Annotated in this window: 21 protein-coding genes and 1 pseudogene; 5 read left to right on the top strand and 17 right to left on the bottom strand. The window is 42.5% G+C overall.

What is annotated here, in order from left to right:
• Positions 1 to 151: 151 nt before the first annotated feature.
• The 3 genes from ACLJJ6_RS01385 to ACLJJ6_RS01375 form a co-directional block, all read right to left on the bottom strand.
• On the bottom strand, positions 152 to 1198 hold the full coding sequence (locus ACLJJ6_RS01385) for a zinc-binding dehydrogenase (protein ID WP_412989682.1): 1047 nt from the start codon (positions 1196 to 1198) through the stop codon (positions 152 to 154).
• Positions 1199 to 1423: 225 nt separating this feature from the next.
• Positions 1424 to 1936 (bottom strand): DUF4811 domain-containing protein, encoded by a 513-nt coding sequence (locus ACLJJ6_RS01380; protein ID WP_412989681.1) that lies wholly within the window; start codon positions 1934 to 1936, stop codon positions 1424 to 1426.
• 1 nt (position 1937) lies between these two features.
• Positions 1938 to 3404, bottom strand: a complete 1467-nt coding sequence (locus ACLJJ6_RS01375) for an MDR family MFS transporter (protein ID WP_412989680.1) — start codon at positions 3402 to 3404, stop codon at positions 1938 to 1940.
• 518 nt (positions 3405 to 3922) lie between these two features.
• Between ACLJJ6_RS01375 and ACLJJ6_RS01370 the strand changes: the two genes are divergently transcribed.
• Entirely contained in the window at positions 3923 to 5329 is a 1407-nt protein-coding gene (locus ACLJJ6_RS01370) for a L,D-transpeptidase (RefSeq protein ID WP_412989679.1), read from the top strand.
• A 302-nt stretch (positions 5330 to 5631) separates the two neighbouring features.
• Here the strand turns inward: ACLJJ6_RS01370 and ACLJJ6_RS01365 are convergent, their stop codons facing one another.
• From ACLJJ6_RS01365 to ACLJJ6_RS01350, 4 genes and pseudogenes are all read right to left on the bottom strand, one after another.
• Positions 5632 to 6120 carry a GNAT family N-acetyltransferase gene (locus ACLJJ6_RS01365; protein ID WP_412989678.1) on the bottom strand — a complete coding sequence of 163 codons (489 nt, stop codon included), beginning with the start codon at positions 6118 to 6120 and terminating at the stop codon, positions 5632 to 5634.
• A gap of 12 nt (positions 6121 to 6132) precedes the next feature.
• Complete coding sequence (locus tag ACLJJ6_RS01360) at positions 6133 to 6489, bottom strand: hypothetical protein (RefSeq protein ID WP_412989677.1); 357 nt, start codon at positions 6487 to 6489, stop codon at positions 6133 to 6135.
• A gap of 17 nt (positions 6490 to 6506) precedes the next feature.
• Positions 6507 to 6992: pseudogene (locus tag ACLJJ6_RS01355) on the bottom strand (DUF2785 domain-containing protein); the annotation flags it as partial.
• A gap of 111 nt (positions 6993 to 7103) precedes the next feature.
• A complete protein-coding gene (locus ACLJJ6_RS01350; RefSeq protein ID WP_412989676.1) occupies positions 7104 to 8342 on the bottom strand; it encodes a S41 family peptidase in 1239 nt (412 codons plus the stop codon).
• A gap of 402 nt (positions 8343 to 8744) precedes the next feature.
• Between ACLJJ6_RS01350 and ACLJJ6_RS01345 the strand changes: the two genes are divergently transcribed.
• The gene (locus ACLJJ6_RS01345) at positions 8745 to 9809 is read left to right on the top strand and encodes an STM3941 family protein (RefSeq protein ID WP_412989675.1); all 1065 of its coding nucleotides are present in this window, start codon (positions 8745 to 8747) and stop codon (positions 9807 to 9809) included.
• Between the two features lie 192 nt (positions 9810 to 10001).
• Here the strand turns inward: ACLJJ6_RS01345 and ACLJJ6_RS01340 are convergent, their stop codons facing one another.
• A complete protein-coding gene (locus ACLJJ6_RS01340; RefSeq protein ID WP_412989674.1) occupies positions 10002 to 10349 on the bottom strand; it encodes a winged helix-turn-helix transcriptional regulator in 348 nt (115 codons plus the stop codon).
• A 170-nt stretch (positions 10350 to 10519) separates the two neighbouring features.
• Between ACLJJ6_RS01340 and ACLJJ6_RS01335 the strand changes: the two genes are divergently transcribed.
• The gene (locus tag ACLJJ6_RS01335; protein ID WP_412990406.1) at positions 10520 to 11566 is read left to right on the top strand and encodes a zinc-binding alcohol dehydrogenase family protein; all 1047 of its coding nucleotides are present in this window, start codon (positions 10520 to 10522) and stop codon (positions 11564 to 11566) included.
• On the opposite strand, the gene ACLJJ6_RS01330 is transcribed toward ACLJJ6_RS01335, so the two are convergent.
• From ACLJJ6_RS01330 to ACLJJ6_RS01300, 7 genes are all read right to left on the bottom strand, one after another.
• Positions 11561 to 11743 carry a hypothetical protein gene (locus ACLJJ6_RS01330; RefSeq protein ID WP_412989673.1) on the bottom strand — a complete coding sequence of 61 codons (183 nt, stop codon included), beginning with the start codon at positions 11741 to 11743 and terminating at the stop codon, positions 11561 to 11563. The two genes, ACLJJ6_RS01335 and ACLJJ6_RS01330, sit on opposite strands and share 6 nt — an antisense overlap.
• Before the next feature lie 333 nt (positions 11744 to 12076).
• Complete coding sequence (locus ACLJJ6_RS01325; RefSeq protein WP_412989672.1) at positions 12077 to 12712, bottom strand: hypothetical protein; 636 nt, start codon at positions 12710 to 12712, stop codon at positions 12077 to 12079.
• Entirely contained in the window at positions 12709 to 13662 is a 954-nt protein-coding gene (locus tag ACLJJ6_RS01320; protein ID WP_412989671.1) for a hypothetical protein, read from the bottom strand. Before ACLJJ6_RS01320 ends, ACLJJ6_RS01325 begins: the two co-directional genes overlap by 4 nt.
• Complete coding sequence (locus ACLJJ6_RS01315) at positions 13659 to 13886, bottom strand: hypothetical protein (protein ID WP_412989670.1); 228 nt, start codon at positions 13884 to 13886, stop codon at positions 13659 to 13661. Before ACLJJ6_RS01315 ends, ACLJJ6_RS01320 begins: the two co-directional genes overlap by 4 nt.
• The gene (locus ACLJJ6_RS01310) at positions 13873 to 14598 is read right to left on the bottom strand and encodes an ATP-binding cassette domain-containing protein (RefSeq protein WP_412989669.1); all 726 of its coding nucleotides are present in this window, start codon (positions 14596 to 14598) and stop codon (positions 13873 to 13875) included. The genes ACLJJ6_RS01315 and ACLJJ6_RS01310 overlap by 14 nt, the downstream gene beginning before the upstream one ends.
• Positions 14558 to 14866, bottom strand: a complete 309-nt coding sequence (locus ACLJJ6_RS01305) for a hypothetical protein (protein WP_412989668.1) — start codon at positions 14864 to 14866, stop codon at positions 14558 to 14560. Before ACLJJ6_RS01305 ends, ACLJJ6_RS01310 begins: the two co-directional genes overlap by 41 nt.
• Positions 14863 to 15366, bottom strand: a complete 504-nt coding sequence (locus ACLJJ6_RS01300) for an RNA polymerase sigma factor (RefSeq protein WP_412989667.1) — start codon at positions 15364 to 15366, stop codon at positions 14863 to 14865. The genes ACLJJ6_RS01305 and ACLJJ6_RS01300 overlap by 4 nt, the downstream gene beginning before the upstream one ends.
• A gap of 686 nt (positions 15367 to 16052) precedes the next feature.
• Between ACLJJ6_RS01300 and ACLJJ6_RS01295 the strand changes: the two genes are divergently transcribed.
• Positions 16053 to 16979 carry an ABC transporter ATP-binding protein gene (locus tag ACLJJ6_RS01295; protein WP_412989666.1) on the top strand — a complete coding sequence of 309 codons (927 nt, stop codon included), beginning with the start codon at positions 16053 to 16055 and terminating at the stop codon, positions 16977 to 16979.
• Positions 16972 to 17742, top strand: coding sequence for a hypothetical protein (locus ACLJJ6_RS01290; RefSeq protein WP_412989665.1), 771 nt, complete (start codon positions 16972 to 16974; stop codon positions 17740 to 17742). The genes ACLJJ6_RS01295 and ACLJJ6_RS01290 overlap by 8 nt, the downstream gene beginning before the upstream one ends.
• Positions 17743 to 17746: 4 nt before the next feature.
• Here the strand turns inward: ACLJJ6_RS01290 and ACLJJ6_RS01285 are convergent, their stop codons facing one another.
• Together ACLJJ6_RS01285 and ACLJJ6_RS01280 are read right to left on the bottom strand one after the other, a co-directional pair.
• On the bottom strand, positions 17747 to 18643 hold the full coding sequence (locus tag ACLJJ6_RS01285; protein ID WP_412989664.1) for a sensor histidine kinase: 897 nt from the start codon (positions 18641 to 18643) through the stop codon (positions 17747 to 17749).
• Positions 18640 to 19308 carry a response regulator transcription factor gene (locus ACLJJ6_RS01280; protein ID WP_412989663.1) on the bottom strand — a complete coding sequence of 223 codons (669 nt, stop codon included), beginning with the start codon at positions 19306 to 19308 and terminating at the stop codon, positions 18640 to 18642. The genes ACLJJ6_RS01285 and ACLJJ6_RS01280 overlap by 4 nt, the downstream gene beginning before the upstream one ends.
• Between the last annotated feature and the right edge of the window lie 104 nt (positions 19309 to 19412).

The following is a 19412-nucleotide window of genomic DNA, read 5'->3' as shown; positions in this document are numbered from 1 at the left end:
TCTCTATTTAAGGTCAAACCACCTTTTTCAAACCTATAATCATTTAAAAATGACAGGTACTCGTTATGAATTTCGAGCACCTGTCATTTTTGAATTTATTTAATTCACAAGCTATTTTCACTACTAAGTCTGCTTGCCTCAATTGACGGTTTTAGTCTGAAACAACCACCAAAGATTTGATTGTTTTGCGATCTTGCATATCTTTATAAGCTTGATTAATCTCATTTAAATCATAAGTCTTGGTGAAAACTCGTCCAGGATTGATATTGCCATCGAGGACTTCTTTTAGCAAGAATTGTTTATCGTAAGTTGTCACGGACGCAGAGCCGCCAGCAACCGCAGTGTTTTGTGCGAAGGTTGAACCTAAAGCATAGTTATGATAATGCGGGACACCAACATAACCCACGCGCCCACCATTATGCAGGACGCCTAATGCCTGTTCAATTGCTGCTTCGGTACCCACACACTCGAGCGCAGCATCGGCACCGCCACCAAGGATTTCACGAACCTTAGCAATACCGACTTCACCACGTTCCGCAACAACCGCCGTCGCGCCGGATTGCAACGCCATTTGTTGCCGATCTTCATGTCTACTCATAAGCACAATCTGCGAAGCACCACGCATCTTAGCGGCAATGACCGCACACTGGCCGACAGCGCCGTCACCGATAACAACGACTTTATCACCTTTTTGAACATTAGCACTACGCGCAGCATGGTAACCTGTGGGCATAACATCGGCTAACGTGGTCAGTGATTTTATCATCCCTTCAGTATAGTCAGATGGTTGTCCCGGAATTTTGATTAAAGCCCAATTTGCATATTGGAACCGGATGTATTCTGATTGGAAGCCGTTAGACCAATTGGTAGAACCTTTGTGACGATCACAAGTACCGTCAAATCCAGCTCGGCAAGCATCACATTCTCCACAACCATGGGTAAATGGTGCAATTACGAAATCACCAGGTTTAACGGTCGTAATCGCTGACCCAATTTCTTCAACAATGCCAATTGCTTCATGTCCGTCATTAACGGAGTGCGCTTCTTTTTTATCCCCATGCGCATAAGCCCACAGATCGGATCCGCAAACACTCGCCCGCACAACCTTGATAATGACATCATCATCAGCTTGTAAACTGGGTTTTTCAACTTCTTCGGCTGTAACCAAGCCAGCCTTTTCAAAAATTGCAGCTTTCATTTCAAACCTCCTATAAACGACTGATTCCATTCCTCATAAGACGAAACCGTTTTATTTTTGTCACAACCTATTAATACCATTAATTTAGGGTAAATTCAACGAAATAAAGCTTTCATCCTCACTTAGCCAGAAATGACAACCAATTTAAAAAGGCCACCGCCCAAAAAGACGATCACCTATTGTAACCTCAAACTGTTTGTTTCTCCCACACGTGACGTGGGCGCATTACTGCTTTTTTTGTGTGACTTGCTGGAGCTTCCATCCGGGTAACAGATGGAATTCATAGTCCTGACTGACAAATTGATGGTTGGGTACGCCATTACTAAACAAAAGCCGCATTTCTTCGTTTCGATAAACGCGTGTTTTACGAACAATTTTCACTTGATTGAGCTTGGCATTGCGGACCACTTTGACCGTCCCCGTACCTGGATTAGTCTTGGCCAACTTTTGCTGCAAGGGGTTAGCCGCATAATAATAAATCCGCTCATTTTTAGTACCAATCTGCTGATACAGCAAAACATGTTTGCCCTTAACACTGGATGTTAACGGTGCTGTTTGCGTCTGGGAAACGACCTTCATTCCGAAATACGTATTGTAATTCAACGTCATAAGAATCACACTGCCCACACTGAGAAGGAGCCCTACCGTTACCCAAATTATTTTTTGAATACCAGGATGGATAAAAATCATGCTGCATGCAAACAAAATGGCGCCGGCAAATAAGAAAATGATAATCATCTTAGTACCCCCTTTGCGGATTTTTCTTCAAAAGAAAAGTTAGTAAGAAGCCGATTGCTGCAAAAATTGTGGCAATTAAAAAGGCATACCGGAAACCAAGGACGTTCGCATTCAAGGCTAGTTTCTTAAATAAGTACGGAGTTGCCTTAGCCACTGCATTTACCGGCGTATGATTCAGTGTCACACTCGACATCACCGAAACCAAAACGGCGGTCCCCATGGAAGCAAATACCTGACGGGCCGTATTGTTAACTACCGTGCCATCCCCGATTAGACGTAAGGGAAGGGCGTTCATTCCGGTTGTCGTTACCGGCATCATAACCATTGAAATTCCAAACATCCGGACGGTATACAAACAAGCAAGATAAAAGACCGGTGTTTGCGCCGTAATCGGAATAAAGGAAGCCGTTGTCAGGGTCAAAATGAACATGCCGGCAATCGCCATATTTCTGGCACCAAGGCGATCGAAAATTCGCCCTGTGATAGGGTTCATCACCCCCATCATAATGGCTCCCGGTAAAAGAGTTAGTCCCGATGCCAACGGTGACTCCCCACGTACCGTTTGCAAATAAAGCGGCAAAACCAGTGTGAAGCCATTCATCGACATAAAGGAAACTGCCACTAGAATCGCTGAAAGGGTAAAGTCAGAATGTTCAAACACTTTAAATTGTAAAAGCGGATTTTTGATTTTCAAAGAACGCCAAATAAATGCCGCCACCACAACAATCCCCAGTGCTAACGTGCCATAAACTACCGGATCCGTCCAGGAATAATTGCCGACTGATGAAAAGGCAAAAAGCATCGACCCAAAGCCAACCATCGACAGCAATACCGAAGTCCAATCAACTGGTGCCTTTTTAGTAGGCAAGACTTTGCGCAGCGTAAAGTAGCCCATGATAAGCACAAAAAGTGAAATTGGCATAATGGCCAAAAAAAGCATCCGCCACGAATAGTGAATTAAAATCCAGCCTGAAAAAGTTGGCCCAATCGCTGGTGCCAATCCCACAACAATCCCGGCACTTCCCATGGCCGCACCACGTTTTGAAGGTGGAAAAATGGAAGTCATGATCGTTTGATAGACCGGCGACGTAATTCCCACACCGGCGGCTTGAATTAAACGACCCGTAAAAATACTCCAAAAACTTTGGGAAAAATAACAAACAATTGTCCCAACAAAAAAGATCACAATGGCCGATAAGTACAGCTTGCGTGAATCAAATCGCTGTAAGAAAAATCCCGTAATTGGAATGACAATCCCCATCATGAGCATGAAGCCGGTCGTGAGCCACTGCACAGTATTGGCCGAAATGCTAAAAGATTTCATTAACGTCGGAAAGGCCGTCGTTAACATAGTCGATGTTAAAAAGGTACTGAATGTCCCAATTAAAAGGGTAAAAACTAAGAGAAGACGATTATACGGGCGGCCATTTTGGTCGACTGGTCTATCTTCTGAATTCGTGCTGCTCATCAAAATGTTCACCTCAAAATACTTTCATTAAAAGTTCTAAAAACTAAATCACAAAATCACACCAAAAACGCTCTCTCGTCTTCGAATTTGTGCCCTAATCGCTGTTCTGGTTCACATTTCGCATACAAAAAAGCCGTTTATGATTCCGAATTTCAGTCTTTAGTTATGTATAAATAAAAAAAGTTACAAAGATCATTGTATCATATAAAATTCATATTCTGAATCCATCTCATTTAGAATGGGATTGCATTCATTTAAAGTTGATTTAATTTTTCTGTTTTAGTGTAAATAGTGAAACCGCCATTTCTTCAATTTTTCTATGTCCGAAAGCCATAGACATTTAAATTGGCCAAGCACCAGAAAAAATTGTATGATTGTTACAGTTAGATTACAAAGATTTGGTTAATAAACTTGGTTTACGTTGACAAGGACTGACATTGTCTTCATAATTCAGTCGTTATTTCAAAAATTCAAAGTTAAATGAGCTATTTGAGAGAATTACCTAGGAGGAAGAGAATTTGGCTAAAAAGAAACGCGGGCTCAAGTGGGCACTACTTGGACTCGGCATCTTAATAATCGGTGGGGGAATTTTTGCTTGGCAGTATGGACAGACACATTTCGCCCCGCATACCACCATTGATGGGCAGTCGGTTGGCGGTTTAACTGCTACGGCAGCGACCCAAAAGTTGGCAGCTAAATCTTCTCAGATTACCAACCGTGTCTATCTCAACGGCAAACTTTTGGTCAGTGGTAAAACACAGACCGTTAAACCCGCAACTCAAGCCCAAGTCAAAAAGGCCTTGGCGAGTCATCATGGGTTATTTGCTAGCAATAAGCATTCTGCTATTGCCTTGTCAAATTCAAAGCAGGTCCAGACTTATCGGCAGACCACCCTATTAAAGAAGGTTAAGCAGGCTTTAACGGCCTACAACCAGAAGGCCACGGCTGCCCACCCTACCTATTACTATCTCAAAAACGGACAGATTCAAAAACAAGCCAGCACTAAGGGGACACAAGTTGATGTCCAAAAAGCTTTGGCTAAGTATAAAACGCAAGCTAACCGTTTAAAGACCGTTAAAATTACAATGGGGTATCAAACACCTACAAAAGCAGAGACCGCAGCGGCAGCTAAAGTTAAATCCACGCTGGAACAAGGTTTGAAGAAAACTTTAATCTATCACGTTGGTGGTAAAGATTATACCTTGAAAGGTTCTGATTATCTCGTCAACTCAACTCCTGGCAAAACAGCAACAATTGATTTGACGGCACTCAAAGCTAAACTCACTAAAATCAACAATTCAGATAGTACCCAAGGTCAGGCCATGAGCATCAAACTGCTCAATAGCGGAAAGACTATTACTACTAATAACACCACAGCTTCTAATTATGGCTGGTCACTGAATGTCAGTGCCGAAGCTCAAATGTTAGCGAACAAATTCACTAACCCGAACGTCCAGTCCAATACCAAAGTCACGATGCAAAATTATAGTGGTCAAAATATTAGCTATAACCGCAATAGTTCCATCGGTTCGACACGAGTGGAAATTAACCTTTCGACGTTGCATGAATACATCTATGTCGATGGAAAACTAAAGGCTAACATCCCGGTCATGAGTGGTACTCTAAGTGGGAGTGACAAGACCCCGACTGGTCTTTTCCACATTTTGTATAAGCAGAGTCCTTCCGTTTTACGTGGTAAAAATGATAACGGCAGTAAGTATGCCAGCAAAGTAAGCTACTGGGAACCTCTCACCGAAGATGGTGTGGGGATGCACGATAGCTCTTGGCAGCCTTCAAAAGTTTATGGTAATCCAAGTTATCGCAGCACCTATCACTCTCATGGCTGCTTGAACAATCCGCCAAGTAAAATGAAACTCGTTTGGAAATACACTTCCACAACAGAACCGGTTATCATTTACAAGTAAGCTGCCATCTCCAACTAAATCCAATGCGCATAGGAAAAGGCGTTTACCTTTGAGCACAACTCAGGAGGCCGCATGATTCATTCTTGAATCATGCGGCTTTCGTCGTTCGTCAAAAAAGTTAGCCCTTTTTTCCCAGGTACGGCTATCAAAAGTTTAAGATAGGATAAATCACGTGGTTTTCTGGGTTGTCGGCGTCCCTTAACTTGGCTATATATCTAACGACAAATACGCACAATGACGTCACCCTTGCTGCCTGTTTATTCAGCGTTTTTAGCTCTGTTCAGCAACAAAATTCAGTTACGTTATAACGTTTTTCGGTATCGGACTAGTGTCACCACTTGATCCCCAATCTTTGTCATTTTATCCTTATCATGGGTAAAATGACAATGTTCGTAAAACTTGCGTGCCTGCAGATTATCTGCCAAGGCCCATAAATAAACCTCAGCATACTTTTGCGCCCGTAAATCTGCTAATGCTGCCATCATTAGTACTGTTCCATACCCCTGTCTAAAATACGCCGGATCCACATACAGGGCGCGTAACTCACCTGCTGTTCGCAAACTCGTGCCGCTGCGCATCGTTAAAGAAGCCACCCCCACATAATGGTGATCTTCAATGACAACCCAATTCTCCTCCGGTTTTTGTTGAAGTCGTGGAACCCAAGTTTCTGGCGTTAGATGCTGCAAATAATCAGGGGCTAAAAGGCCCTTATAAGCTGTGCGAAAGCTGCGTAAAAACACCGAACCAACAGCCGTAAAATCGTCTTTTTGGGTTAATTTTCGTACTTCCACCTTTACATCCCCCTAGTCGTTAATTCTCAAAAGATAAGTCACGGCCTCATACAAATTAGGGGCCACAAAATCCGGTTGTGTTTCTTGCCATTGCGAGCGATTTACTGTTAATGAGTCTTTGCCGCGCCCGGTTTCGACCAAAATTTTTGAAGCATGTGCACGCCACGCAGCCAACATATCTGCTTGATACTGCAACTCCCCCGTGGCGATGGGCGTTTGATTGCTAAAGGCAAAAACCGGAATGTGATGCGTTTTAAGCCGTTGAATGGCAGACTGAGCAGAGGGGAAAAGTTTAAACTGATCACCCATGTAATGGCCGTTGCCGCCGATTGTTTCGTCCCGGTCAATGAACACTGCTGCCATTGACATTTAGCCATCTCCTCAAACTAAATAAAGCCATTTTTAAAAAAATACTGCGTTAACAACTTTTCAATATAGGCTGCAAACGTTAAATCCGTGAGCTTTTTAGCCTTCATTTTGAAATACACCGACTCCAAAAATGCGTGCCAGGTATGCATACGCGGCAGAAAAAGGACATCTGCATACGTTAACTGGGCATTTTGAGCTTCAATCGCTTGGGCCCACGCTACTAGCTCTTGTGAAGACAGCCAGTGATTTTCCAGCTTGGTAACCAAACAAGTATCAAACCGTGATTCTTCGTTGGCTATAAATACTTCCTTGTTGTTAAGTAAAATGGTCTGCACAGAAACCAAAGCGTCGGCAACACGTTCTTTTCCAAATTGAGGATGCTTGGCCGCCTGGTCTAACAGATCTCCGCCGTGAGCTGGTGCATGTGCCCAGCCTTTACCGGCAACCAATCCCCGATAGTCCTGTTCTTTTTGCAAGTAGGTCACGGCATCATCCAATAATTGTTGGCGCTGTGACTGCTAGCGACGCATTTCAATCCGTTTTTTGCAAACTAATAAAATGCTTCTAGCTCCGTAATTGGCAGTGCCTACGGTTATTCCACCCTACTTGGCTGATCAACTAATTAAATTTAAAACATAAGCCAAATCGCTATCCTGAAAAATGGCCTTCGGGGTCCAGGGCAAACGCACATCCGGCGCAATGCCAATGCCATTTGTCCCTTCAGCCTCGTCCAGCATGGCTAGGCGACTAACTGGGTAAGCTACGGAAAAGTTTGGATACACTTGTTCGGCCACATCCCCATAGTCCACAATTCCCATGGTATTGCGTCCCACAACCGTAACTTTTGAAAACGTTTTGGCAAGCCGGACGAAGTTATCCCCGGCTGATCCTGCCAGATAATCGCTTAAGATATAAACGTGGCGTAAATGGCCACGCGGTTGAATGACCATTTTATCTGACCCTTGCCTTTGCGAAGCTTGTTTCAAGGTTAAGGCACTCTGCCAGAAATCTGATTGTTCTTGGTACAGATGGTGCATAGCGGGAGTCGGGTTTGCTTCTTGCAGTGTCTTTAAGGCGGTCAACCAGTTCTTTTTATTACGAATTGTCCACCAAAATTCGTAATTAAAATTCGCCGGTAACTTCGCAACAATATCTGTTGGTTGGTCAGCAAAATAAGCGAGCAGCGGCGTATAGGTGGCGTCATTTCCCCCATAATTTATCCGCATATCAACGATTAAATATTCTAAGCGGTCAAAAGTGGTCTGGTTTTTAGTGAACAGATTTGTCAATACATCTGGATTGGCAAAATCGGTCAATTTTAAATAGCCTGTGTTTTCGTTCAACAAACGCCACTCGTGCTGTGCCCGATAGGTATACGGATAGTGTTTTAGGGTAATTGCCTTTTCACCAGTAGCTGTCCGCACAGTCAATTGTTGGGCACGCGCTAATAAAAATCCCCACATTTGACGATCCAAATACGCATCAAGCTGATCGGCATAACGTTCTCCTAGTTTGGGGATGGTTTCACCATCGACTGCGACAATTTGATCGCCTGGCTGCAGACGTTTTTCGGCTGTCACCTGGGTTACAAACAAACTATTGGCAAAGCGCCGACAGCTAAATCCCAGCGTTGTGGTCTTTTTCGAGCTTAAGGTGACATGTCCGTCATGAAAACAGCGCAGATAATCCTCTACCATGTACTGAAAAGCCTTAGGTCCGGACAAATTTTCAAGTTGTTGAAAAAATGGTTGCGCATCAACTGTTATATCACGTGCTCCCGCATAATCGTTTTCCATGAGTTTAACAATATCGTTAAAAATCTTGCGGTTTTGATTTTTGACTGTTTGTGTCACACACATCCACCCCATTCATTCACGATTTTAATAAAAATTTAATCTTTTAATTGCATTTTAACACTTGGCAAAATGAAAATGTAGCGTTATTTATAACAAAAGGTCTCCAACACCTCTCATAAAGGCATTCTCTTATATTCAAAACAGCAATGTTATTATATAATAATTATAGGCAGCGCCAACACTCTTATAAGAATACATACCATAAAAGCAACTCAATTCTGAGCGCTAGTATCATACTAGTTTGCGGGATTCTTATCACGTTATGGCTTATCAGTTTAATCAACATCAAATGAGCACAGAACAAAGCTACGACCAAAAAGTACAATTATTGGAATGTCATTTCGAAAAATTCGGTCTGTTCAAGCACACTCACAGACCAAACTACACGAGGGTGATCACATGAAACACTATCGTCGTCCCACGGCTTATAACACAGGGAATCCTGCGAAAGCTTCGTTTAGAAACTTACCCATTAACATCTTTCTGGCAATTTATATCTTTGTATTGGCCGTTATCGTGCCCACACTTTTTTTATCGGCTATCTTAATTGGCGGCCAACAATTTAATGCGCCCCTATTAATGACTATGGCCGCCGGATTTTTCGGTATTCTCCTGTCTCTCATCGCTTTGTTTAAGTCCAAGAAACAACAGCTAAAAACATCGGGACAAATTCTTGCCTTGATCGGCACAATTATGGTCGCAACTGGAATTCTGATGGTGGCCTTTTTCATCATTGTACCGTTATTTTTAGTAGCTGATTGGTTCTTATTACGACCACGAAAAACGGCCATTTCTAGCCTGGAAGTGCCATCCCCCCACTCCGAATATGCAACCAGTTATGCCGACCAAAAAAAGCAGCTGAAACAACTACCGAATCTGAAAGGTTCACTTAATCTGCCCTTCAGTTTTTATTTCAACACCGACTTTATTTTGAAGTTGATTCCGGCCGTCTGTCTTTCCACAATTGGCATTTATGTTTCTCTTTGGTTCAATACCAGAAGTCGGGCGCTGCCAGGAACGACAGCCCCCATGTTTCTTTCAATGGGATTGATCCTCATCCTTTTTATCCTTATTGACCTAGTTACTTGGCTGATCTGGAAAAAAGTTGGTCGCCCGATTATGACGCTGGATCAATCAGGTATTTATTATCGTAACCGTCGTCACCCATCTTTTGTACCATGGCATGACATAGACCGTTTTACAGTGGTTACTCTTCCCCACGGTAGCCAGTCGGTGACCTGCCTTTTTGTTTTTGCGAAAAACCCGGAACAATACCTTGCTCCTGTGCCGCCCACATCTGATCGAAAAGAGAAGTTTGAACGCTGGCTCCATGGACTTTACCCCGAATACTTTCAAAATCAATTTGCCGGGGTGGTCTTAGTGATTCCTATTAATCATTTGGGTATTCGCTCACAACAGCTTTTACAACTAGTCAGCAATGTTTGGAAACAGTATCGTGTTTAAGTAGTTCAAAAAAAGCATCTTTTGATTTAGCTGGAAGCTAAAATAAAAGGTGCTTTTTCTTTCAATTTCAGTAATTGTCTATTTATTAGCCGTTTGCAGGTCTTAATAAATATCTTACTTAGCGCCCTCACAAATTTACGGAGCTCTGCAAACTATGTACAATTTATCGCTGAACCGGCTATTTAACAAAACTCAATAGCTACCCAATTTTTTCTGACGATTATAGAAGTCCCCCCAAGTCTCCATAGCCTCAATAACCGGTATAAGCGTTTGCCCAAATTTAGTTAGACGATATTCCGTTTTAGGTGGGACAACAGGATATATTCTTTTCATTAAAATGCCATCTTGCTCCAACTCTCTTAATTGCAAAGCTAACATACGTCGCGAGCAATCTGGAATAAAGCGTTGCAGTTCACTAAACCGGCAAACCTTATTTTTAATGACATGGTAAAGGATGACGCACTTCCATTTTCCCGAGATAATCTGTAATGTGCTCTCTACGGGACAACCTTCCTGACAATCAAATATATGTCTCTGCATTCTCTCTTCACCTCTTGAGTTAAATTTAGATCACCACGCCGTCAATGTCCACTATTAACGCTATTCAGGTTACATAATTGTGACTTAGTAAACTTTAATTCACGACTTGTTTCACAAACTGCACGACTTATCATTGAGACATAAGGAGGTTCATAATTATGACAACATACATGCACGCAGTGGGACTTACGGATCATCTTCCAATAAGTGATCCCGACAGCTTAAAAGATGTTAGAATTCCAAAACCCGTGCCCAAAAATCACGACTTACTCGTTGCCGTTCAGGCTGTTTCGGTAAATCCGGTTGACATTGGGGTTCGCAAAGGTGGCCACGATCACCTAAAAAAGCCTAAAGTTCTAGGTTGGGATGCTTATGGTATCGTTGAAGCGGTTGGAGATGAAGTCACCTTATTCCATCCCGGAGATAAAGTCTACTACGCCGGCTCAATTAAACGGGCTGGTAGTAACAGCGACTTTCAGCTGGTAGACGAGCGCATTGTAGGTACGGCACCCCAGAATTTATCTCCAAGTCAAATTGCAGCTATGCCACTAACCAGTTTAACTGCCTATGAGGCCCTATTTGAACAGTTGAAAATTTCTTTTAATCCTCAAAGGGCCTTGCCAGCCATTCAAAAACATCAAACCATTTTGATCATTAGTGGGGCTGGCGGCGTGGGGTCAGTCGCAACTCAGTTGGCCCACTTAGCTGGTTTAACTGTCGTTGCCACTGCTTCACGGCCAGAAAGCCAAAAATGGGTGTTTTCGCACGGTGCTGATTATGTGGTCAATCATCGTGAAAATTTGGTAACACAAGTTCGCTCTCAACTTCATGAGCGGTATGTGGACAACATTTTAGAATTAAACGATCTTGACGGTCATTGGGATGAAATGTGTGAATTAATCAAACCGAGCGGAAAAATAGCTTCTATTACGGAAAATCGGTATCCCATTGACTTAAAAAAACTTACTAAAAAAAGAGCCACATTTGTATGGGAATGGATGTACACAAAGTCCTACTTTCAGACACCTGACTTACAAAGTCAACACGACATTTTAGAAATTATTGCACGTTTACTTGACAAGGGTATTTTAAATTCAACCCTAACCAAAAAGCTTCAACCGATTAATGCTGCTAATTTACGTGCTGCTCATCAACTGGTTGAAACAAACCATATGCTGGGAAAAATTGTGGTTTCAAATCCGGAAAGCAAATTATGAAAAAACTGATCGATTTTCTGGTAAAAGCGGTCTTAAATTCCAGTTTTGTTCCAAGCCTTTCTCATGCCGATTGAGGATTCCGATAATTGACATACATGCCGTAATCAGTTTAGTTACCGCAATGATCAACGTAGTAAGGCCACCAATCATCGAAACGACTAATACAATACCATGCAAAATGGCTACCCCTTTCGTCAGAATGTGAATTACGAGTAATTACCCTCCTAATAACCACATTTACAAAAGATTGCCACCGCCTCTAACCTTCTGACAGATTCATTGAACCATATAAAAAGTGCCGATAGCGTTGATATAATAACGTTTTCGGCACTTTTTTATTCTGGTTTATTCGGTGTTTCGTTCAGTAATTGTGTCCCTTTCGTTCGCGACACGAACGGATGTTGGCAAAATTAAGTATAAAATTGAAACCCTTTTTTCTGATTTTTCTCCACCAACTTATTAAAGGGATAAGTTTTCAGGAGAAGTTCTTGAACTCTCATGGTAAGCCATTCAATTATCGCGATAATATGCCACCCCCAAGGTAATCCCCAATACACCCAGACTCGCCCCTAAGACAACTAATGACTTGGGAATCAGTTGTGCAGGTGTCCCCAGCAAGGCTAGGGGGTACCAAACCGTTTTGGGAGACATCCCCAACAGCACGTAAGTATAAACGGCTAGCCCAGTTAACAAACCAGGGTAGCCATTTTTACTGATCAGCGCCACGCCAGCGGTAACGGAACCCCATAAGCATGCCGTCGCCAACCCACCAATCGCATAGGGAAAAATGCCGATTGTACGATTGAAATGGTGGAGGACGACTGCCCAACCAACCATGAGCCCAGCCGTCAATAAAAGCCCCCAGATCACCCGCAGTACATAAATTTGAGCACCAAAAATTGGCTTGCTGCGAAATAGTTCCTCAAAATCACTATTGGCTTCTGCTAAATTAACGGTGCCAACAAGTATAAATCCGATCAGACTGACATAAAATTCCGTGACCATAGCCCCTTGCCCCGTGTCAATTTCTGGTAGACTCACAATGAACGGAATTCCCAGCCACAAAAACGCCACAGCCAGAACCTGCCATTTCACACAGATCTGGTGCTGATACCTGAGAATGCGTAGCCAGCGACTAACCATCATTTTAGCCACCCCCGCTTCCGATTTCTCAAATACACTGCTATACCAAAGAGCCCTATACTGATGACCACATATACGAACCGATTTAAGTAGATGGCGGAACGGAGCTGCGCATATAAGGACCAATTCTCACCGATGTTAAACCGAATTAACGGAGAGGCCGTTGAGTAACCGTTAATGTTGGTAGTCACCAGCGTCCCAAAACTGAATATCAGGCTGATAGCCAGGGTCACAATTGGTTTTAATACCTGGAGAAGGACAAGCGCCAAGGCTGCAATCACCATTAGGGTCGGCAAAATAAACAAGGTAACTGTTCTAAAAAAGGCCCAGTAATCAACCGTCACGTTTAAAAAGTGGCCCATGCTGCCGATTTGGACTGTGGGAAAAATTGCCAGCAATAACAGCAAGACATATATTGTCCCCACTGCCACAATGTATTTACTGCCTAAATAACGCCAGGTAGGATAGGAGCGAACGGCCAGTACATCTTCACTGTGTTCGCGGCTTGCTTTTGAGAAGTACAAAATGATTGGAAAAGCACTAAATAACAAAATGGCAATGCCAAGGTAGTCACTGAACTGACGCGCAAAACCGCGGCTGAGCTGATCCGCTTTGAGTTTTTGGTGATACGCTTTCACCGCCGTTTGATAGGTCAATGCCTTGCCTGTGCCAAAGCTGTCTTGAAGTTTGGTCGGCTGATAAATCGAATTTCCGCCGATCACCCGGTCAACTTGCGCCATCCCACGTTTAAAATTTCGAAAAGTAAGCTTTGTGCGGGCAACCTGGGTAGGTAATGGCTGCGTTATTTTTTTACCGGTCAAGCGTTGGTAAATTTTCGCCACTTGAAGATTATCCGCTTTCCGCAGATGGACAATTTTTTCAAATAAAAATGGGTAGGTTTGATACGTATTTTGTTTGTAATCTGCCTGCAAATTTTCTAGCGCGGTGCTCATCGTGGCCGGCCGAGCCGAAACGATTGACCAAAATCTTTTGCTTGCGACGTCGGCTTCATAAAGTAATTTAACGATGTATACGGCTCATTTTCGCGGGCATTAGTAATCTGCACATTCACGTAACTTTGGTACTGCGTGTAGTAGAACGCAAAGACGACCAGCACAAACGCTAAAAAGGTGAGATTTTTAACTAGCAACTGTATTTCATACTTAAAAGCTTTCATCATCTCCACCTCGAATCGCAGCTAAGTACTTGGGTTCCAGCTCTTTTTGGTGCGGTGCGAACTGCCGTGTTGGGCCTTTAAACAGTAATGTTCCTTTTTCTAGAATTAACAACTGATCACTGATTTCCGCAATATCTTCCACAATGTGAGTCGAAAAAATCACAATTCGTTTTTGCCCTAAGTTGCCAATTAAATGACGAAAATTATCCCGCTCTTCGGGATCCAATCCCACCGTGGGTTCATCCACAATCAGAATCTGTGGATCGTTTAAGAGTGCTTGGGCAATTCCGACCCGTTGCTTGAGGCCACCGGACAATTCTTTCATTCGATAACGGCGGTGCTTGGTGAGATTCAACCGTGTTAATAACTTTTCGATCCGTGGCTTTAACTCACGCGGGCCGATTTCTGATAACAACCCTAAGTAAATCAGAACATCTTGCACCCGCATGTTGCGATAAAATTGAAAGTTCTGGGGTAAATACCCGATCATCGTCCGAATTTGCCGCACCTTCAAATCCGTGCGACCATTAATGACAATCTGCCCCGAAGTTTTCGTCAATAAAGTTGCGATGATCCGCATCAAAGTTGTCTTGCCAGCACCATTGCGCCCCAACAGACCGACTACCCCATTAGTCAGTGTAAAATCAAGTTGCTTGAGTACCATTTTGTGGTTAAAACTTTTGGTTAATCCTGTGATTTGTACCTCGGTCATAGTGCCGTCTCCCCCTTTGGTCATGATAAAAATCCCAACTCCAACACAACAGCATTAACAGGCACTGACTCAAAATCATAACGGCAAAGTTGGCCTTTACTAAAATCAATCCCAAGCTTACGACGATCACAAACAAAGCAACTCCCCAATTGAACACTCGTTGTCGTTTTTGTTTGCGGATCATTTGTGCATGTGCTTCTAATTCTAGTTGGTCGACTTTGTGCCACATCTGAATGAGATAATTCTGATCTTCACGATTCTTTTTCATTCCTTTATCCCCCTCAGTTTCCATTTCAGGCGGCTCCATCTGATTCTAGCGTTTCCCGGTGACAGCTGCATCAGCTGGGCAATTTCCTTGAACGAAAATCCGTAGTAACCGCGCAGCATCACCAGCTGATAATCTTTTGCTGGCAAGTGAGTCTTGAGTTCCTTTAAATACCCTGTTGCTTGAACTTCTTCCATCGGAATTGTGATCGTTTCAATGTCAAGTTCTTGGATTCGCTGTGTCTTGCGCAGCCAATCGATACTTTGATTCTTTAACGCTTTAAATAGGTAGGCTTTAAAATGTGGAATCGGATAAAGCCGTTTCCGCTTAAAGTAGATATTGGCAAACACATTTTGTGATAAATGCTCCGCATAGGCATTATCATGAATGAGTTTAGCCACATACCTCGTTGCAGGGAGCCGGTATCTGATGACGAGTTCTTCAAAAGCATTTTGATCATCTGTGCGCACAACCTTTTCAAACAATTCTTCATCACTGAACATACCGCTCACCTCCCTACACCTATCATACGAATTTAAGGCGTGAAATGTTACAAGTTTTTGGATTTTGTGAAACATAAAACGTTTTGCGTTGATCTAAAAAGAGAAATAAAAAAGAGCTTTAACGCTGAGCATAACCTAAGAAGCCGAATGATTCGTTCAGCCTTCGTTGCATTAAGTGCGGTTCAGCGATTGCGGGCGACCAGCAGAGACTATGGGTAGTTTTAATTTCATTTTCAGTGTAAACAAAAAGTTCTGACATAAAATGAGAATAATCATTTTATATCAGAACTAATCTTAGCTTGTGTTATCACTTTCACTAATTTATTGATGTGAGCTATGGCACGTTTCGTAACGACCGCATGTAAATTTTAAAAATCTACCACTGTCAATTAGAATGAAGTGTCCAAAGCCTTTCGCTCACCATGCTTTTACCGTCAGTTCCGGCCACTTCTTAAATACTTCATTAATTTCGTAGCCGGTACGTTCTGATTTATATAAAAGTCCCAAAATAACATCTTTATTTTGCAAAACGCCACCCCTTTCATCATCGAATTAGATTCATGTTCATTACTCTGTTCAAATACGTTTATCAATTTTTCAGTTAAGAAACAGTTAATATTTTACTTAACGTCTTATTAAGAAATACCCGCCATACTGAGGTTAGAAAACAAAAGGAGGCCACAATCATGGAAACCATCTTAAAACTTGACCGCATATCCAAAAAGTTCGGTCGGCAAACTGTTTTAAAAGACGTCAACCTCACGATCCGGCGCGGTGAAATTTATGGGTTGATCGGGCGTAACGGTGCCGGTAAAACTACCATTTTGAAATCAATTATCAAGCTCATCCAGCCCACCACCGGAACCATTACCCTCTTCGGCGCTACTAAGGGCACCACCTACATTCATCAATTGCGGCGCACCGGCAGTATCATTGAATCGCCAGTCGCCGTTGATCAATTAAATGCCCGCCAGAATCTGATTTATTACAGTAAGATTCACGGGGTGGTCGATAAAAACGCAGTCGATGAAACGTTGAAGTTTGTCGGCTTAGACACTACCGGCAAAAAGAAATTCAAAGATTTTTCCCTTGGTATGAAACAAAAAATGGGACTAGCCATCGCTCTGCTCAATAAGCCGGACTTTCTGATCCTCGACGAACCGATTAATGGCCTGGATCCCATTGCCATCGTTGAATTTCGCGAATTGTTGTTAAAACTCAACCAGACCCAGCAAATGACCATTTTAATTTCTAGTCATATTCTTGAAGAGCTTTATCACCTTGCCACCCGGTTTGGCATTCTCAATAACGGCATGATTATCAAAGAGATCACCAAGCAAGAATTCGAAGAACAAAGCCGAGAATTCATCAAACTTGAAGTCGATAATCCTGATTTAGCAACCAATGTATTACGGCAACTCGGCTGTACGGACTTCAAAGTGGTCAACGATCACCTGATTCATATTTACCAACTGGATGTGGCTAATGCTGTCATTGCAGAGCATCTTATTAATCATCATGTCCAGTTATCCACCATTACGCGTGAAGGACTTAACTTAGAACAATATTTCAAACAATTGCTTGATGAGACAGGAGATGAACACCATGTTTAATATGATTCGCGGTGACCTTTACCGGTTGGAACACTCAAAGGGATTTTACATTACCGAAACTGTCTTAGTGGTTCTTGTTTTAACTTCCATCTTGACGGGAACGTTAGGCAGTGTTGGCACGCATCCCCAGGACCTGCAGAATTTTCAACAAGCTAACCTCGTTTGGACAGCAGGTCGCGCCACAAAATTAATGACAAGTATGGTGAGTTTTCTGATTTATTTAATTTTACCGTTGTTTATCATGACCACCGGATTTGAATTCTCGCGACTTTCGTACAAGAACTTGTTAAGCAGTGGCATGACTCGGACCAACTACTTTTTTTCCAAGTACGCTGTTTTTTTAGTCATTGTTTGCCTACAGTTCATTTTATATTATGTCACCGTCTTTTTAGGGTCCGGATTAAAAAATGGCTTCGGCGAATTAACTGCCAAATTCGGCTTAAAACTCGCCCAAACAATTTCCTTGCAATTACTATTGATGTTGGCCATTTTCGCCGTTTCGATTCTAATCTTATTTTGGACTTTTTCCACTATCACCGCGGTGGTCGCCACCATTCTTTTCCCCATCGTTGTTTCTGTGATTCGTGTTATTTTCAGCAAAGTGGATTGGCTCAAGTATTTTGATTTTCAAAATACTATTGATTCCGCTTTTTTTACCCACTTTTCATCACACACGATGGCACTATCTATTTTGACAGCTGGCGGGACCATCCTCATTTTCGGTTTACTGGCTCTGAGCGTTTTCAAACAAAAAAACCTGTGAAAATTCACAAGCTTTGTTTGGTAAATTTCAGGGTAACTGCAAAGGTCGTCCCCTGTGTGGTAATGGTCACACTCCCCATCATGAGTTGGGCTAGTTTTTCGGTAATGTATAAGCCCAACCCCGCATTTTTCGATTGCCGGGCGAGATCCTCGGTGTAAAATCGGTTTGTCAATCGTTCCGGATTTTTGATCGGTACGGTTAACTGATTTTCAAACTTCATTTCCAGTTGATTTTCGCTGCCACGTAAGGTGATTTTGGCAGCCGTCGTGCCGTGCTGTAAAATATTCCCCAGAAGATTTTGGCATATCCGCTGCAAGGCTTCACGATCCACAACCCACCAACAATTGGACTGAATATTTAAATTCAGTTCAATTTTTTTCGACGTAAACGCCTCGTACATCCCTAAAACCATTTTTTGCAGCATTTTCGTAATGTTCACCCGTTGCCAATGAAGCGCTATTTCATGCTCATTTAGCCGATTGTACATCAGCAACAAATCCAGATGCTTTGCGACACTGTTCAAATTTTGTTCAATCCGAGCCAAACTTTCTCGATCTTCAGTTGATAACGCCTGCTCGTGCAACAGCACCTGGGTATAGCCACTGGCCACCGTGAGAGGCGTGCGCAAATCATGTGCAATATTATGAATAGCCACATCCTGTTCATTTTTCAATTGATACAGCTGCTGTTCACTTTTGGCATGTTTATTCAAAAGTAAATTAATTTTCTGGGCTAACTTTTTAACCAATCGATTTTGCGAATGCAAGCTCAATTCCTTATTTGTCGGGTCTTGACTGATTTCATCAAGTTGGTTAATCACTCGTCTCACATCAATTAATATAAACAACAAGTATCCACAAACCAGACACAGGAGGCCACAGACCACGATCAAAACTTTCATGCGAGTTTTACCCCGATTCCCCAGACCGTTTCGATATAGTCGTTTTGCGGATCTAGTTTTTGTAAAATCTTGCGCAAATGGCTCAAATGTACATTCATCGTATTGTCATCGTCATAATATGCTTCATGCCAAACCGTTTGATACAACTGTTCTTTGGTAAAAATCTGTTTGGGATGTGTGAATAATGTCTGTAAAATTTCGAATTCTTTTTTCTTTAGAAGTTCGGTCTCATCACCGTTACTAATTGAAAAGGTTGCGGGTAATAAGTTGATATTTTTATACCGAGTTGCCGCGGGGACACTCGTCTTTACGTGATCGCGCAATTGCACCCGAATGCGGGCTTGCAATTCTTCAATATCAAATGGTTTCGTGACGTAGTCGTTCGCCCCTGCCAACAATAACTTAGCCACATCGGCACGAGCATCCAAGGCTGTCAAAATGATGATCGGTACCTGTGACTGCGTGCGAATTTCTTTTAAAACCTCATCGCCGCTTTTCCCTGGTAGCATGCGGTCCAAGACGACCAGATCAACTGTGCTTTCTTTAAACAGCAACAGACCTTCTGTTCCTGAATAAGCGCTGCGGATTTGATAATTGTTAGCCAAGACCTTTTGTAGTAATTGCTGCATTTCATCATTATCTTCAACAATCAGAATTGTTTTCATGCGATCACCTTCCACTGTTATTATAGCGTAGTTGAAGCGCTTTCTGAACAACAGGGATATCATTCTCACCAAATGAGTTCATATTTTTACCAATGGCATGATTA

It is taken from the genome of Pediococcus siamensis (genome assembly GCF_047220215.1).
Lineage (GTDB): Bacteria > Bacillota > Bacilli > Lactobacillales > Lactobacillaceae > Pediococcus > Pediococcus siamensis.
Note: the sequence above shows the minus strand (reverse complement) of the source record. Positions and strands in the feature narration are given on the sequence as shown.

Coding starts and splice junctions, on each gene's coding strand:
- ACLJJ6_RS01385 (WP_412989682.1), bottom strand. CDS start 1,198: ATGAAAGCTGCAATTTTTGAAAAGGCTGGCTTGGTTACAGCCGAAGAA.
- ACLJJ6_RS01380 (WP_412989681.1), bottom strand. CDS start 1,936: ATGATTATCATTTTCTTATTTGCCGGCGCCATTTTGTTTGCATGCAGC.
- ACLJJ6_RS01375 (WP_412989680.1), bottom strand. CDS start 3,404: ATGAGCAGCACGAATTCAGAAGATAGACCAGTCGACCAAAATGGCCGC.
- ACLJJ6_RS01360 (WP_412989677.1), bottom strand. CDS start 6,489: ATGTCAATGGCAGCAGTGTTCATTGACCGGGACGAAACAATCGGCGGC.
- ACLJJ6_RS01345 (WP_412989675.1), top strand. CDS start 8,745: ATGAAACACTATCGTCGTCCCACGGCTTATAACACAGGGAATCCTGCG.
- ACLJJ6_RS01340 (WP_412989674.1), bottom strand. CDS start 10,349: ATGCAGAGACATATATTTGATTGTCAGGAAGGTTGTCCCGTAGAGAGC.
- ACLJJ6_RS01335 (WP_412990406.1), top strand. CDS start 10,520: ATGCACGCAGTGGGACTTACGGATCATCTTCCAATAAGTGATCCCGAC.
- ACLJJ6_RS01325 (WP_412989672.1), bottom strand. CDS start 12,712: ATGATGGTTAGTCGCTGGCTACGCATTCTCAGGTATCAGCACCAGATC.
- ACLJJ6_RS01320 (WP_412989671.1), bottom strand. CDS start 13,662: ATGAGCACCGCGCTAGAAAATTTGCAGGCAGATTACAAACAAAATACG.
- ACLJJ6_RS01315 (WP_412989670.1), bottom strand. CDS start 13,886: ATGAAAGCTTTTAAGTATGAAATACAGTTGCTAGTTAAAAATCTCACC.
- ACLJJ6_RS01310 (WP_412989669.1), bottom strand. CDS start 14,598: ATGACCGAGGTACAAATCACAGGATTAACCAAAAGTTTTAACCACAAA.
- ACLJJ6_RS01305 (WP_412989668.1), bottom strand. CDS start 14,866: ATGAAAAAGAATCGTGAAGATCAGAATTATCTCATTCAGATGTGGCAC.
- ACLJJ6_RS01300 (WP_412989667.1), bottom strand. CDS start 15,366: ATGTTCAGTGATGAAGAATTGTTTGAAAAGGTTGTGCGCACAGATGAT.
- ACLJJ6_RS01295 (WP_412989666.1), top strand. CDS start 16,053: ATGGAAACCATCTTAAAACTTGACCGCATATCCAAAAAGTTCGGTCGG.
- ACLJJ6_RS01290 (WP_412989665.1), top strand. CDS start 16,972: ATGTTTAATATGATTCGCGGTGACCTTTACCGGTTGGAACACTCAAAG.
- ACLJJ6_RS01285 (WP_412989664.1), bottom strand. CDS start 18,643: ATGAAAGTTTTGATCGTGGTCTGTGGCCTCCTGTGTCTGGTTTGTGGA.
- ACLJJ6_RS01280 (WP_412989663.1), bottom strand. CDS start 19,308: ATGAAAACAATTCTGATTGTTGAAGATAATGATGAAATGCAGCAATTA.